Below are 15003 nucleotides of genomic sequence, written 5' to 3' on the forward strand. Positions count from 1 at the left end.
TCGGCCCTGGCCTACATGCCGCCGCCGCCGTCCCGCCGATACTGGCGGGCAACGCCTGCGTCCGTTGACCGCCGCCGCCCTTGCGGGCCGGCCGGGCCCAGGCCCTGCACGAACGCGAGGTGGTAATGAGAGCATGCATCGACATCGGCGGCACGAAGATCGCCGTCGCCCTGGCGCCCGCGGGCACCGGCCTGGCCAAACTGGTGGCGCGCCGCACCGAGCCCACCGCCAAGACCGGCGCACCCGACGCCCTGGCCCGGCAGGCCCTGCGCATGGTGGACGAGGCCTGCGCCGAAACGGGCATCACCCGCGCGCAATTGCAGGCCACCGGCGTCTCGGCCTGCGGCCCCTTCGCGCTGCGCGACGGCCAGGTGGAACTGGCCACCCCCAACATCTGCGGTGGCCTGGCCGGCCCCGGGCGCGACGCGCCGAACGACTGGATGCAGATCCCCCTGCAGGCGCCGCTGGCGGCCGCGCTGGGCACGGTCCATGCGCAGAACGATGCCGTCGCCGCGCTGCTCGCCGAGCGCCGCTGGGGCGCGCTGCAGGGCCTGGACCACTGCGCCTACGTGACCTGGAGCACCGGCGTGGGCGTGGGCCTGTGCGTGGACGGCCGGGTGCTGCGCGGCAAGAACGGCAACGCGGGCCATGCGGGCCACAGTTTTTCCAGCGACGGGCCGGGCGATGCCCTGTGCGGCTGCGGCAACGTGGGCGACGTGGAGTCGCTCGTGGCCGGCAGCTCGATGCCGCGCCGCTTCGGCCACGACGCCGAACAGCTGGTCGATGCGGCCAAGCGGGGCGATGCCGCCGCACACGCCGCGGTCGCGGGCATGTGCCGCGTGCTCGGCCGCATGCTCTACAACCTGGTGGCCACGCTGGACCTGCAGCGCATCAGCCTCGGGGGCAGCGTGTTCCTGCACCACCAGGACTACCTGCTGCCGCCGCTGCAGGCCGAGGTGTCGGCGCACCTGCCGGCGCTCACGGCCGGGGTGCGGCTGGTGCCGGCCGGCCTGGGCCTGCAGGTGGGCGACTATGCGGCGCTGGCGGTAGCAAGCGGCTGAGATGGATCGGCCTTCAACCGCCTCGCTCCGTTGGATCGCCTGGCCGTGCTCCCGCACTGTCCGCGGCTTCCCGCCGGGTGGTCCGGCGGAAGGCCAAACCGCATGAACCGTTACATGGCGGCCCGGTCGGGGGGACGATAATCCGGCCCCATGCACATCCGCTTCACCAAGATGCAGGGCGCGGGCAACGATTTCGTCGTGATCGATGAAACCCAGGGCCGCCTCGGCCTCACCGCCGCGCAGTACCGCTTCCTGGGCGACCGCCACTTCGGCGTGGGCGCCGACCAGATCCTCACCGTCCGTCCCTCGCCCGCCGAGGGCATCGACTTCGAATACGTCATCCACAACGCCGACGGCGGCGAGGTGGAGCAGTGCGGCAACGGCGCGCGCTGCTTCGCCCGCTTCGTGCGCGACAAGGGCCTGACCACCCGCGACCGCATCCGCGTGCGCACCCGCGCTGGCGACATTGCCCCCGAACTCACCCCCGACGGCCGCGTGACGGTGGACATGGGTCGCCCGGTGCTCGATCCCGCGCGCGTGCCGTTCGACACCACGGGCCTCACCCCCATCATGCAGGGTTTGGGGCAAAAATGGCCTCTGGCGCATGATTCACTAGGGCATGATGCTATTGTTTTTGTAGCAGTTGTTTCCATGGGCAATCCGCACGCGGTGCAGCTCGTGGACGACGTGGACACCGCGCCCGTCGCGCAGACCGGCCCGCTCATCGAGCGCCATGCGCGCTTTCCGCAGCGTGTGAACGCGGGCTACCTCCAGGTCGTGGACCGCACCCGGGTGCGCCTGCGCGTGTACGAGCGCGGCGCCGGCGAGACGCTGGCCTGCGGCACGGGCGCCTGCGCCGCCGTGGTGGCGGGCATCCGCCTGGGGCTGCTCGATGCGCGCGTGGACGTGCAGACGCGTGGCGGCCTCCTCACCATCGCCTGGAACGGCGGCGACACGGACCCGGTCTTCATGACCGGTCCCGCCACCACCGTCTTCGAAGGCCAGATCGACATTCCCGACACACCATGACCATTCCCCACAGCACCCAGGTTCCCCCCATCACCGAAGACGACATCGCCGAGTTCCTGGCGCAGACGCCGGGCTTTTTCGAGCGCCACGCCGAGGTGCTGGCCAGCGTGCAGATCACCAGCCCCCACGGCCAGCGGGCCGTGAGCCTGCAGGAGCGCCAGGCCGAGATGCTGCGCGAGAAGATCAAGGGCCTGGAGCAGCGCATCATGGAAATGGTGCGCCACAGCAACGAGAACGCCGCCATCGCCCACAAGATCCACCGCTGGACGCGCGAGCTGGCCGAGGCCCGCAACCCTTCCAGCCTGCCGCACGTGGTGGAGGAGGGCATCCGCCGCCTGTTCGACGTGCCCCAGGCCGCGCTGCGCCTGTGGGACGTGGCCCCCACCTATGCCGGTGCGGCCTATGCCCAGGGCGCGAGCGAGGATGCACGGGCCTTCGCTTCGTCGCTGACCATGCCGTTCTGCGGGCCCAACCTGGGGTTCGAGCCCACGGCGTGGCTGCCCGATGCATCGCAGGTGCAGTCGCTGGCCCTGCTGCCGCTGCGCGAAGGCGCGATCGACAGCACCGAGCCGGCCTTCGGTCTGCTGGTGCTGGGCTCGGCCGATCCGCACCGCTTCGATGCCGCCATGGGCACGGATTTTCTCGCCCGCATGGCGGAGCTGGCGAGCGGCGCGCTCTCGCGCCTGCGCTGAGCGGCGGCGCCGGCCCCTTGCCCGCCGGCGCCTTCTGCCCTTCATTTCCCCTGCATCGCCGCCTGCCATGACCGAACCGGTGCCCACCACCGATGCCGAGCCGGCACCGGCCGCCACCGCGCCCACCGATCCGGCGGTGCTGCGCTACCTGGAGCACGTGCGCGTGGAAAAGCGCCTGGCCGCCCGCACCCTGGCCCTGTACACGCTGGACCTGCAAAAGCTCGCCCGCTTCGCCGAAGGCGCGGGCGTGCCGCTGCTCGGGTTGACCACCGCGCACATCCGCCGCTTCGTCGCGCAGATGCACGGCGGCGGGCGCAGCGGGCGCGGCATCGCGCTCATCCTCTCGGGATGGCGCGGGTTCTTCACCTGGGCCGGGCAGCAGGGCCTGGTGCCGCACAACCCCGTGCAGGGCGTGCGGGCGCCGCGCGCGCCCAAGCCGCTGCCCAAGGCCCTGCCCGTGGACGACGCGGTGCGCCTGGCCGAGTTCGAGCACGCGGGCGGAGACCCCTGGCTGGAGGCGCGCGACGCCGCCATGGTGGAGCTGCTCTACGGCTGCGGACTGCGGGTGGGCGAGCTGGTGGGGCTGGATGCCGTGCCCGGCCCCGACACCCAGCGCCAGGGCCGCGGCTGGATCGACCTGGAGGCCGGCGAGGCGCATGTGTTCGGCAAGGGCTCCAAGCGCCGCAGCGTGCCGGTGGGTACGGCCGCCTTGGCCGCGCTGCAGGCCTGGCTGGCGCAGCGCCCGCAGCCCTTCGGCGGCGCGGCGTCGGCGCGGCTGGATGCAGCGCTGTTCGTGGGCCAGCGCGGCCAACGGCTCACGGCGCAGTCGATCTGGCTGCGCCTGCGCCAGCGCAGCCAGCAGGCGGGGCTGACCACGCCCGTGCATCCGCACATGCTGCGCCACTCGTTCGCCAGCCACCTGCTGCAGTCGAGCGGCGACCTGCGCGCGGTGCAGGAGCTGCTCGGCCACGCCAACATCACCACCACGCAGGTCTACACGCGGCTCGATTTCCAGCACCTGGCCAAGGTGTACGACGCGGCCCATCCACGGGCCCGAAAAAAGTCCAGCGACTGAGGGGCCGGCCGCTGGTGCCGGGCCTGGAGGCCGGCGGCCGGCCGCCAAGGCCGGATCAGCCGCGCACCAGGCGCCGCGGGATGCGCGGGGCCGCCAGGACCGGGCGCTGGGGCAGCTTGAAGGCCGCCACCGAGGCCAGAAGTTCGCGGGCCCGGCTGCTCAGGGCGGCGGCGGCCGCGGCCATTTCCTCGACCATGGCGGCGTTGTGCTGGGTGGTCTGGTCCATCTGCGTCACGGCGCCGTTGATCTGGTCCACGCCCTCGCTCTGCTCGCGGCTGGCGGCGGTGATCTCGCCGACCAGCCCGGTCAGGCCGCCGATGCTGCTCACCACGCTGCCCATGGTGTGGCCCGCGCGGTCCACCAGGGCCGTGCCCGCGTTCACACGCTCCACGCTGGCGGTGATGAGGCCCTTGATCTCACCGGCCGCCTGCGCCGCGCGCTGGGCCAGGTGCCGCACCTCGCCCGCCACCACGGCGAAGCCCCGGCCCTGATTGCCGGCGCGGGCCGCTTCCACGGCGGCGTTCAGCGCCAGGATGTTGGTCTGGAAGGCGATGGCATCGATCACACCGATGATGTCCGCGATCTGGCGGCTGCTGTCGTTGATGCCGCGCATGGTCTGGATCACGTCCGACACCACCGCGCCGCCCTCGCGGGCCACGGCGGACGCGGTCTGCGCCAGCTGGTCGGCCTGCCGCGCGCTGTCGGCGTTGTGGCGCACCGTGGCGCTCAGCTGCTCCATGGACGCCGCCGTCTGCTGCAGCGCGCCGGCCTGGCCCTCGGTGCGCGCCGACAGGTCGCCGTTGCCCTGGGCGATCTGCGCGGCAGCGGCCGAGACGCTCTCGGCGCCCTCGTGGATGGCGGTCACCACGGTGGCCAGGTGGTCGCGCATGTGGCGCAGCTGCGCCATCAGGCTGGTGTCGTCGCCGGGGGCGAGGGCGATGGCCACGGTGAGGTCGCCCTGGGCCACGCTGCGCGCCAGGGCGGCGGCGGTGGCGGGCTCGGCGCCCAGTTCGCGCAGGATGCTGCGCGCCACGAGGTAGCCGAAGCCGAGCGCGGCCAGCACGCCCGCCGCCACGGCCACCACGATCCCCAGGCGGGTGTCGGCAAAGGCCACCTCGGCGGCTTCGTAGTCGGCCTGCGCCGTGTCCAGCTGCACCTGCGTGAGGGACGACAGCACCGTCTGCAGCGGGTCGAGCGCCGGGTACATCTCGCGGGCGGCGAAGGCGGTCAGCCCCGGGATGTCGCCGGCGTGCAGCAGGCCTTCGAGCCGCGCCACCGCCGCATCGGCGGCCAGTTGCAGCGGGCGAAATTGCGCGACCAGCCGGCGCTCCTCGCCGATCAGCGGGGCGGACAGGTAGGCCGACCACTGGGCGTCGATGTCCTTGCGTGCGCTGGCGATCGAGTCGAGGCCCTGCCGGGGCGTCATGGCGCCGTCGCGCACTTTGTGCGCCGTGTCCACGACGTTCACGGCATAGGCGTCCGCCACGATCTTGATCTGCTTGAGCGGCACGACACGGTCGTGATAGACCGACACGAGTGCGGCATTGGAGCCCGCCATGCCCAGCAGGCCGGCGGCGCCGACGCCGGCGGCGAGCAGGCACAGGAGGGCCAGGAGCAGGGCCAGGCGGGTGGCGACTTTCAAAGGACCGAAGTGCAGCATGTGGTGTTTTCTCCCTGAAATTGTTGGAATGCTTGGTGTTTGGATGTGCGTCTCCTGCCAGGGGGCTGGAGATGGGGTGGATGGTAGGAATCTGTGAGCGGATGTTTCTCAACAATGCTCAAATGTTGCTTTGCATCCTCCCGGCGCGGCCTCGCGCCACCGGGCCCGCGCCATGGCTTTCGCCGGGGCGGCGCACGGGCATCGCACAATCGCGGGCATGAAAACCCTACGCCTTCGACCCGGCAAAGAGCGCTCCCTGCTGCGCCGCCATCCCTGGATCTTCGAATCGGCCATCGCCAAGGGCGGCGGCGACAGCGGCGAGACCGTGCGCGTGGAGTCGCACGAGGGCCAGTTCCTCGCCTGGGCCGCGTTCAGCCCGACCTCGCGCATCCGCGCACGCGTGTGGAGCTTCGACGAAGCCCAGCGCATCGACGCTTCTTTTTTCATAGCAGCATGCCGGCGTTCCATATGCGCCAGAGGCCGATTCGGCATTGAAAGCGATGGGGTGCGCCTGGTGCATGGCGAGTCCGACGGGCTGCCCGGCCTGATCGTGGACCGCTATGGCGACACCCTGGTGGCGCAGTTCACCAGCGCCGGCACCGAGCGCTGGAAGGCCGTGATCGCCGACGCGCTGCTGCAGGAAACCGGGCTTGCGCGCCTCTACGAACGCTCCGATGCCAGCGTGCGCGGGCTGGAAGGGCTGGAGCCCGCCACCGGCTGGCTGCGCGGCGAGGGCGAGACGGGCCTGTCGATCCGCGAGCACGGCTGGCGCCTGACGCTGGACATCGCCGAAGGCCACAAGACCGGCTTCTATCTGGACCAGCGCGACAGCCGCAAGCGCTTCGCCGACGCCACGCAGCGCCTGGGCTTTCAGCGCGTGCTCAACTGCTATTGCTACACGGGCGGTTTCACCGTCGCGGCGCTCTCGGGCGGGGCGGGGCACGTGACCTCGATCGATTCGTCCGGCCCGGCGCTGGAGCGCGCCCGGGCGCACGTGGCCCTGAACGGCTTCGAGGCCGGGCGTGCGGATTTCCTCGATGCCGACGTGAACGCCTCGCTGCGGCAGTTCCTCAAGGAGGGGCGCACCTTCGACGCCATCGTGCTGGACCCGCCGAAGTTCGCGCCCACCGCCGCGCACGCCGACCGGGCCGCGCGCGCCTACAAAGATATCAACCGCCTGGCGCTGCAGCTGCTGGAGCCGGGCGGCATGCTGTACACCTTCTCGTGCTCGGGCGGCATCAGCGCCGACCTGTTCCACAAAATCGTCGCCTCGGCCGGGGCCGATGCGGGGGTGGACGGCTTCATCCTGGAGCGCCTGGGCGGCGCGCCCGACCACCCCATGACGCTGGAGTTTCCCGAGGGCGAATACCTCAAGGGCCTGGCGGTGATGCGCAAATAGCCGGCCGCGCTCAGCCGCCCGCGCCGAACACCTCGACGCGCCCGCGGCCGTTGTGCTTGGCCCGGTAGCAGGCCACGTCGGCATCGTGCAGCACCACGTCGGGGCTGTCGCTGTGGCTGGAGAAGACGCGCACCCCCACGCTGGCGCCCACGCGGAAGCGGGCGCCTTCGGCAGCGAAGTCCTGCTGGTGGATGGCCTGGACGATCTTCGCCCCCACGGCCTGCGCCTGCTGCGTCTCGCAGGCCTGCAGCACCACGACGAACTCGTCGCCGCCGATGCGCACCAGCGTGTCGGCCATGCGCACCGACTGGCGCAGCAGCACCGCCACCTGACACAGCACCTGGTCGCCCGCGCCGTGGCCCGCCGCATCGTTCACTGCCTTGAAACCGTCCAGGTCGATGTACAGCAGGGCATGCGGCCCGGGCTGGCCGGACAGCGTCTGCACGATCGAGTGCAGCCCGCGCCGGTTCTGCAGGCCCGTGAGTGCATCGTGCAGGCTTTCCTCGCGCAACTGGTCCGTCAGCGCGCGCAGTTCGTCCTGGCGCCGCTTGTCGGTGCTGATGTCGGTGTGGAAGGCGCAGGTCTGCCCGTCGGCCATGCGGTTCATGGCCACCCGCACCCAGCGGCCGCCGGGGAGCGGCACCTCGAACGGCACCCCGGCGAAGTTCAGGCTGTCGTGCAGGGCGGCGACGATGTCTTCGGCGCGCGCCGCGTATTCGTCCGGGGCGCAGGCCGATGCCCAATGCTGGCGCACCACCTCGGCGTAGCTGCGCCCGAGCGCCGCCACCTTCGAGGGCAGGCCATACATGGCAAGGAAGTGGTCGCTCGCAAACACGATGCGCCCGTCGCCGCTTTGCACCGAGGCGCCGTCGCCCGCGTGTTCGAGCATCTGCAGCGCATCGCCGGCCGGCCGGTCGGCGGGAGGCGGTGCGGGCGCCTGGGTGGGCATGCGAAGGTTGGCCTCGGCCAGTTCCAGCCAGATGCGCACGCGGTGCCCGTCGCCCATGGAGGACGCCGCCACCCGCAGCCAGCGGCCCCGGTGCTGGAAGACGTAGGGGCGTGTCTGCTGCACGTGCCGCGCGATGCCGTCGGCCACATGGCGCTCCAGGTAGCGCAGGTCGTCCGGGGCCAGGCGCTGGCGGTAGAAGCGGCGCAGGTTGTCCGCGTACGGCTCGCCAGCGTGGACGTGACCGTCGTGCTCTGGAAAGAAGCGCAGGAAGCTCTGGTTCCACAGCACGGTGCGGTGCTGGTCGTCGAAGACGCACAGGGCGATGCCCAGTGAATCGAGCAGCGTGGCGGTCAGGCGGTAGTCCATGGCCAAAACGTATCAAAAAGCTTCTTCGATAGTCACTGTATAGCAGGCCGATGACGGTGTTGCGCTCAATGGGGGTGCTTGACAGCGCCGCTACACTGGATGATGGTCCTGCAGCCGCCTTCGCGGCCGCGCTGCAGAGGCCGGCGCGCCGTGCTTTTTCTTTCTTTCCGCGTTGCGGCACCCGCTGTTTCACCCAAGGCTTTTCTCCATGTCCCTCATTCCCGCCACCATCCTGACCGGCTTCCTGGGCTCGGGCAAGACCACGCTGCTCAAGCGCCTGCTGTCCGAGGCCCACGGCCAGAAGATCGCCGTGATCGAAAACGAATTCGGCGAAGAGAACATCGACAACGACATCCTGGTTACCGAGTCCAAGGAGCAGATCGTGCAGATGAGCAACGGCTGCATTTGCTGCACCATCCGCGAGGACCTGCGCGAGACGCTGCAGCTGCTGGCCGCCAAGAAGCGCAAGGGCCTGCTCGAGTTCGACCGCATCGTGATCGAGACCACGGGCCTGGCCGACCCCGGCCCCGTGGCCCAGACCTTCTTCATGGACGAGGAGATCGCCGAGACCTACCTCATCGACTCCATCATCACCCTGGTGGACGCCAAGCACGCGCCCCAGCAGCTCAACGACCGCCAGGAAGCGCGCCGCCAAGTGGGCTTCGCCGACCAGATCTTCCTGTCCAAGACCGACCTCGTGGGCAAGGAAGAGGCCGACGCCCTGATCCACCGCCTCAAGCACATGAACCCGCGCGCGCCGATCAAGGCGGTGCATTTCGGCGAGGTGCCGCTGGCCGAGGTGCTGGACCTGCGCGGCTTCAACCTGAACGCCAAGCTCGACATCGACCCGGATTTCCTCAAGGAAGACGACCACGACCACGGGCACGACCACCACGATCACGACCACGCGCATGGCGAGCATTGCGACCACCCCTCGCATCAGCACGGCCAGGGACATGGCCACCACCATCACCACGACGATGACGTCAAGAGCTTCGTCTACCGCGCCGAGCGCCCGTTCGACCCCGCCAAGCTGGAGGACTTCCTGGGCGCCATCGTCAACATCTACGGCCCGCGCATGCTGCGCTACAAGGGCGTGCTGAACATGAAGGGCACCGAGCGCAAGGTGATCTTCCAGGGCGTGCACCAGTTGATGGGCAGCGATCTGGGCCCGCAGTGGGCTGAGGGCGAGCAGCGCCTGAGCAAGATGGTCTTCATCGGCATCGACCTGCCCAAGGACATCTTTCTCCAAGGCCTGGGACAGTGCCTGGCCGAGTAGGACAGGACCCCGTTTGGGGCTTGCCGCACCGGCTTGTGTGATATCTGCCACTTTCCAGTTCGCGCCGGGCCTGGATCGATACAATCGCGCCCCGGTAAAACGCCGGAAGGCCTGCTACTGCCCCTGGAGCCGCGTCGCGTGCTCAGGGCCCGCCCCTACTGCGAGGAGACAGGAAGTGAAAGCCGAACCCAGCAAACCCGAGGCGGATGCCAAGGCACCCTCCAGCGGCACCGTCCGCGCGGCCGCCAAGGCGCCCGCCAAGTCCAAAGCCGCCGTGCCGGTGCCTGCCTCCGCGGGGCCGTCGAGCGAACCCGCGCGCAGTCCCCGGCCTTCTTCCCGTTTGGCCCAATTGACCGTACCATCCATGGCACCCGCGGTGGCCTCCACCGCCGCCAAAGCCAGCTATACACACACCATGCCTACGACCCTGCAACCGCAAAATTCCGTCGCGGCCGCCAAGAAAGATCCCAAGCTGGCCGGCAACTGGAAAACCAAGTCCGCCGAAGAGCTGAGCGACGCCGAAGTGCTCGCCATGCCGGACAGCGAGTACATGAACGAAAAGCAGCTGGCGTTCTTCCGCCACAAGCTGGTGCAGCTCAAGCAGGACATGCACAACAACGCCGGTGAAACCACCGAGCACCTGCGCGAAGACACCGTGGTCGTGCCCGATCCCGCCGACCGCGCCACCATCGAAGAAGAGCACGCCCTCGAACTGCGCACGCGCGACCGCGAACGCAAGCTGCTCAAGAAGATCGAGCAATCCATCGGCCGCATCGATGCGGGCGACTACGGCTACTGCGACGAGACGGGCGAGCCCATCGGCGTCGGCCGGCTGCTCGCGCGCCCCACGGCCACGCTGTCGCTGGAAGCGCAGCAGCGCCGCGAACTCAAGCAAAAGATGTTCGGGGACTGACCGGCCGATCCTGTCTCCCCTTTTTTTGCGCGGCGAGCGACCTGAACCACCATCCATGAGCAAGGAAGAGTCTTCCCCCGGCCTGTTGTCCAAGATGGTTCGGTTCGTCCGCAACCCCACGGTCAACTGGACCGATCTCGACTCCATCGACGCCGACCGCGAAAGCCAGTACAGCAAGCAGATGCTCAAGGAGATGATCGAGCGCAAGCGCCGCAACGATTTCGTGCGGCGCCGGGAGTTCGACCAGTTGCGCAAGCTGCGCAAGCGCGAGGCCCTGCAGGGCCAGCGCACCGAAGACCCGACCGCGCGGCCTTCGTTCTTCCAGAGCAGCATGGCATCACCCGATGACCGGGCCGTCACGCTCAAGAAGATCGACGAGATCGAAGCGCAGATGTCCCAGCAGTGGTGGAAGAGCAAGAACACCCCCACGCCCAGCGAACTGGGCGACACCGCCCTCACCGATTCCACCATTGCCGCGGCCCACGACCGGGCCTTCGCGCCCACGGCGCCCGCCAGCCTGCCTGGCGTGCTGTCGGCCCCGACCGCCGTGCAGCCGCTGTTTTCGGGTGAGAGCCTGCTGCCCTCCGGCGCCCCCGAGGGGGCCGGCGCGGCGCCATCGCCTTCGCAGGCGGTGCCGGCAGCCGCCGCACAGGCCCCGCCACCGGCGCCCGACGTGGCGCCCGCAGAACCGGAGGAATTCGTGCACGAACCCGACCTCGAGGAAGCCGCCATCCGTTTTGCCAATGGCGACCATGCCGGCGCGGAGTCCGGCCTGCTCGAAGTGCTGGCGCAGCACGAGCAGGACGATCCCCAGCAGCAGCTGGAGATCTGGATGACGCTGTTCGACCTGTACCGCGCCATCGGGGAGCACGAGCGCTTCGATGCGCTGGCGATCGACTATGCGGCCCGGTTCAGCCGCTCGGCGCCGCTGTGGTTTTCCATGCCCGAACTGCTGGGCCTGCAGGCGCAGCCCGCGCCGGCCGCCACGGGCTTCCCGCAGCGCGAGTTCAGCTGGAACTCGCCGATCACGCTGGCCGCGCAATCGGTGGTGGCGCTGCAGGCGTCGCTTGCCCGCGCCGCCCCGCCCTGGACGCTGACCTGGTCGCGCCTGGCCGCCATCGACGAGGCCGCCGTGCCGCTGCTGGCCAACCTGTTCACGCAGTGGGCGGAGCAGGAGGTGCAGCTGACGTTCTTCGGCGTGGAGGCGCTCAACACGGTGCTGGAAGCCCGCACCCAGTCTGGAGACCGGGACACGTCGCCCGAGTGGTGGCGCTTGCGCATGGCGGCGCTGCGCCTCATGGGCCGCCCCGACGAGTTCGAACTCGTGGCGCTCGACTACTGCGTGACCTACGAGGTCTCGCCGCCATCGTGGATCTCGCCGCGGTGCAGTTATTCCAGCGACGACAGCGGCGCCCCGGTGCCCGCAGATGCCACGCCCTCCGATTTGCATGCCTCGGGCTACGGCGAACCCTCGTCCATGCCGGCGGGCCTGGAGAGTGCCGAGCCTTCGGCCTCGCTGTCCGGCCACATCGAAGGCGACGCGGTGCCGTTGCTGGCGCCGTTCGAGGAGCAGGTGAAGCCCGGTGCGCCGCTGATCATCGCGTGCGACCGCCTGGTGCGGGTGGACTTCGCGGCGGCCGGCTCGGTGCTCAACTGGGCGGCCGAGCAGCAGGCCCAGGGCCACGCGGTCCACTTCGTCAACCTGCAGCGGCTGGTGGCGGTGTTCTTCAACGTGATCGGCGTGAACGAACACGCCTGGGTCGTTCCGCGCAAGAACTGACCCTCGGGCACAGGGCGCCGGCAGGGCGCGCTGGCCGCTCTTCATGCCCCGTGCAACGCCGTTCGCGGGGGGCGTTGCAAACCGTGCGGGCATCCCCACATGCCAACGCTATGGAACAGTTTCACGGCACCACCATCCTCAGCGTCCGCCGCCAGACGGCGGACGGCATCCAGGTCGCCATTGGCGGCGACGGCCAGGTCACCCTGGGCAACATCGTGGTCAAGGGCACCGCGCGCAAGGTGCGCAAGCTCTACCACGGCAAGGTCCTGGCGGGCTTCGCCGGGGCCACGGCCGATGCGTTCACGCTCTTCGAACGGTTCGAGGCCAAGCTGGAAAAGCACCAGGGCCACCTGACGCGCGCGGCCATCGAACTCACCAAGGACTGGCGCACCGACCGCGTCCTGCGCCGCCTGGAGGCCATGCTGGCGGTGGCCGACACCAGCGCCTCGCTCATCATCACTGGCAACGGCGACGTGCTGGAGCCCGAGCAGGGCATCGTGGCCATCGGATCGGGCGGCGCCTATGCGCACTCGGCGGCCAAGGCGCTACTGAACCACACCGAGCTCAGCGCGCAGGAAGTGGTCAAGAAGTCGCTGGAGATCGCCGGCGAACTGTGCATCTACACCAACATGAACCACACCATCGAGACGCTCTGAGCGCCCCGGTGGTTACTATTATTTTGATAGCTGTCTGCCCTAGAAAAATATGCGCTGACGGCTGATTTGATTGCAGGTCCCCATGTCGTCCATGACCCCCCAGGAAATCGTCTCCGAACTCGACCACCACATCGTCGGCCAGGCCAGCGCCAAGCGCGCCGTTGCCATCGCGCTGCGCAACCGCTGGCGCCGCCAGCAGGTGGAAGGCAGCCTGCGCCACGAGATCACCCCCAAGAACATCCTCATGATCGGCCCCACCGGCGTGGGCAAGACCGAGATCGCGCGCCGCCTGGCCCGGCTGGCCGATGCGCCCTTCATCAAGGTCGAGGCCACCAAGTTCACCGAGGTGGGCTATGTGGGCAAGGACGTGGACTCCATCGTCCGCGACCTGGTCGAGATGGCCGTCAAGCAGGCGCGCGAGAGCGACATGAAAAAGGGCCGCGCCCGCGCCGAAGACGCGGCCGAGGACCGCATCCTCGACGTGCTGGTGCCGCCCGCGCGGGGCCATGCGGCGGCCGAGGCTGCGCCGCCGGCCGACAGCACCGCCCGGCAGGTGTTCCGCAAGAAGCTGCGCGAGGGCCAGCTGGACGACAAGGAAATCGAGATCGACGTGGCCGACGCCCGGCCGCAGCTGGAGATCATGGGCCCGCAGGGCATGGAAGAGATGGCCGAGCAGCTGCGCGGCATGTTCAGCCAGATGGGCCAGGAAAAGCGCCGCACGCGCAAGCTCAAGATCGCCGAGGCGCTCAAGCTGCTCACCGACGAGGAGGCCGCCAAGCTCGTGAACGAGGACGAGGTGAAGACCCGCGCCGTGCAGAACGCCGAGCAGAACGGCATCGTCTTCATCGACGAGATCGACAAGGTGGCCACCCGCCAGGAATCGAGCGGCTCGGACATCTCGCGCCAGGGCGTGCAGCGCGACCTGCTGCCGCTGGTGGAGGGCACCACCGTGTCCACCAAGTACGGCATGGTCAAGACGGACCACATCCTGTTCATCGCCTCGGGCGCTTTCCACCTGAGCAAGCCGAGCGACCTGATCCCCGAGCTGCAGGGGCGCTTTCCGATCCGCGTCGAACTCGAATCGCTGTCCGTGCAGGATTTCGAAGCCATCCTCACGCAGACGCATGCCTCGCTGGTCAAGCAGTACCAGGCCCTGCTGGCCACCGAAGGCGTTACGCTCGAATTCGCGCCCGAGGGCATCACGCGCCTGGCGCACATCGCCTTCGAGGTGAACGAGCGCACCGAGAACATCGGCGCGCGCCGGCTGTCCACGGTGATGGAGCGGCTGCTGGACGAAGTGAGCTTCGATGCCGCCCGTTTGTCCGGCCAGACGGTGGTGGTGGATGCCGCGTACGTGAACGCGCGGCTCGAGTCCTTGAGCCAGGACGAGGATTTGTCGCGCTATATCTTGTAAAAGATTCCGGCGCGTTGCGGGCCCCTGGATTCTTGCCCGGATTCCAGGTTGCCCGATAGCCTTCAGGTATCACTTGCATAGCCTGGGCTAAGTGCTTATTCAGTAAAGCATTTTGGGCGTTCTCCACTGGCACTGTCGGTGCTAAGTCGTTGATTTCATTGCAAAACTTTGTTGCACCTGGCGGGGCTCGGTATTTTTTTCCTGCTACAGTGCAAAAAAGTGCAATTAAGTGGTGAAAAGTGCCCTCGTGCGTCCATTCCGGATGCGCAGGCGCGACAACGAGCTGGGGTTCGATTCCGTGTTTCAAGGGGCGTCATCGCTGAGTCTGGATGCGAAGGGAAGGCTTTCCGTGCCTACCCGGCATCGTGACGTCCTCGCGGCGACCGCCAACAGCCAGCTCACCATCACCAAGCATCCGCACGGCTGCCTCATGGTGTTTCCCCGCCCCGAATGGGAAAAATTCCGCGAACGCATTGCCGAGCTGCCCATGTCCGCCCAGTGGTGGAAGCGCATCTTCCTGGGCAACGCGATGGACGTGGACATGGATGGCACCGGCCGCGTGCTGGTCTCGCCCGAACTGCGGCAGGCCGCCGGCATCACCAAGGACACGATGCTGCTCGGCATGGGCAACCACTTCGAGCTGTGGGACAAGGCCACCTACGAGGCGCAGGAGGCTGTTGCCATGCAGGCCGAGATGCCGGCCGCTTTCCAGGATTTTTCTTTCTGAGGC

Annotated in this window: 13 protein-coding genes; 11 read left to right on the forward strand and 2 right to left on the reverse strand. The window is 69.0% G+C overall.

The annotated features are described in order from the left end of the window. Positions 1–125: 125 nt before the first annotated feature. The 4 genes from R1Z03_RS00365 (at position 126) to R1Z03_RS00380 (ending at position 3857) form a co-directional block, all read left to right on the forward strand. On the forward strand, positions 126–1061 hold the full coding sequence (locus tag R1Z03_RS00365) for an ROK family protein (RefSeq protein WP_317356090.1): 936 nt from the start codon (positions 126–128) through the stop codon (positions 1059–1061). A 150-nt stretch (positions 1062–1211) separates the two neighbouring features. Continuing rightward, positions 1212–2090, forward strand: a complete 879-nt coding sequence (gene dapF, locus R1Z03_RS00370) for a diaminopimelate epimerase (protein ID WP_317356091.1) — start codon at positions 1212–1214, stop codon at positions 2088–2090. Continuing rightward, positions 2087–2782, forward strand: coding sequence for a DUF484 family protein (locus R1Z03_RS00375; RefSeq protein ID WP_317356092.1), 696 nt, complete (start codon positions 2087–2089; stop codon positions 2780–2782). Before dapF ends, R1Z03_RS00375 begins: the two co-directional genes overlap by 4 nt. Positions 2783–2849: 67 nt before the next feature. Next, on the forward strand, positions 2850–3857 hold the full coding sequence (locus tag R1Z03_RS00380) for a tyrosine-type recombinase/integrase (RefSeq protein WP_284429482.1): 1008 nt from the start codon (positions 2850–2852) through the stop codon (positions 3855–3857). 55 nt (positions 3858–3912) lie between these two features. Here the strand turns inward: R1Z03_RS00380 and R1Z03_RS00385 are convergent, their stop codons facing one another. Beyond that, a complete protein-coding gene (locus R1Z03_RS00385; RefSeq protein ID WP_317356093.1) occupies positions 3913–5517 on the reverse strand; it encodes a methyl-accepting chemotaxis protein in 1605 nt (534 codons plus the stop codon). 217 nt (positions 5518–5734) lie between these two features. On the opposite strand from R1Z03_RS00385, the gene R1Z03_RS00390 reads away from it, so the two are divergent. Further along, positions 5735–6916, forward strand: a complete 1182-nt coding sequence (locus tag R1Z03_RS00390; protein WP_284429480.1) for a class I SAM-dependent rRNA methyltransferase — start codon at positions 5735–5737, stop codon at positions 6914–6916. 10 nt (positions 6917–6926) lie between these two features. On the opposite strand, the gene R1Z03_RS00395 is transcribed toward R1Z03_RS00390, so the two are convergent. Next, the gene (locus R1Z03_RS00395) at positions 6927–8231 is read right to left on the reverse strand and encodes a diguanylate cyclase domain-containing protein (protein WP_317356094.1); all 1305 of its coding nucleotides are present in this window, start codon (positions 8229–8231) and stop codon (positions 6927–6929) included. Positions 8232–8439: 208 nt separating this feature from the next. Here R1Z03_RS00395 and R1Z03_RS00400 point away from each other — a divergent pair, with 208 nt between their 5' ends. From R1Z03_RS00400 to mraZ, 6 genes are all read left to right on the forward strand, one after another. After that, positions 8440–9510, forward strand: coding sequence for a GTP-binding protein (locus R1Z03_RS00400; RefSeq protein WP_317356095.1), 1071 nt, complete (start codon positions 8440–8442; stop codon positions 9508–9510). Between the two features lie 175 nt (positions 9511–9685). Next, positions 9686–10423, forward strand: coding sequence for an RNA polymerase-binding protein DksA (dksA, locus tag R1Z03_RS00405; RefSeq protein WP_272567197.1), 738 nt, complete (start codon positions 9686–9688; stop codon positions 10421–10423). A gap of 55 nt (positions 10424–10478) precedes the next feature. After that, the gene (locus tag R1Z03_RS00410) at positions 10479–12203 is read left to right on the forward strand and encodes an STAS domain-containing protein (protein ID WP_317356096.1); all 1725 of its coding nucleotides are present in this window, start codon (positions 10479–10481) and stop codon (positions 12201–12203) included. 110 nt (positions 12204–12313) lie between these two features. After that, positions 12314–12859 (forward strand): ATP-dependent protease subunit HslV, encoded by a 546-nt coding sequence (hslV, locus tag R1Z03_RS00415; RefSeq protein ID WP_272567200.1) that lies wholly within the window; start codon positions 12314–12316, stop codon positions 12857–12859. A gap of 82 nt (positions 12860–12941) precedes the next feature. Then, the gene (hslU, locus tag R1Z03_RS00420; protein ID WP_284429476.1) at positions 12942–14273 is read left to right on the forward strand and encodes an ATP-dependent protease ATPase subunit HslU; all 1332 of its coding nucleotides are present in this window, start codon (positions 12942–12944) and stop codon (positions 14271–14273) included. Positions 14274–14571: 298 nt separating this feature from the next. Beyond that, a complete protein-coding gene (gene mraZ, locus R1Z03_RS00425) occupies positions 14572–15000 on the forward strand; it encodes a division/cell wall cluster transcriptional repressor MraZ (RefSeq protein ID WP_272569587.1) in 429 nt (142 codons plus the stop codon). Positions 15001–15003 lie beyond the last annotated feature (3 nt).

Source organism: Acidovorax sp. BLS4 (assembly GCF_032929295.1).
Taxonomy (GTDB): domain Bacteria; phylum Pseudomonadota; class Gammaproteobacteria; order Burkholderiales; family Burkholderiaceae_C; genus Paracidovorax.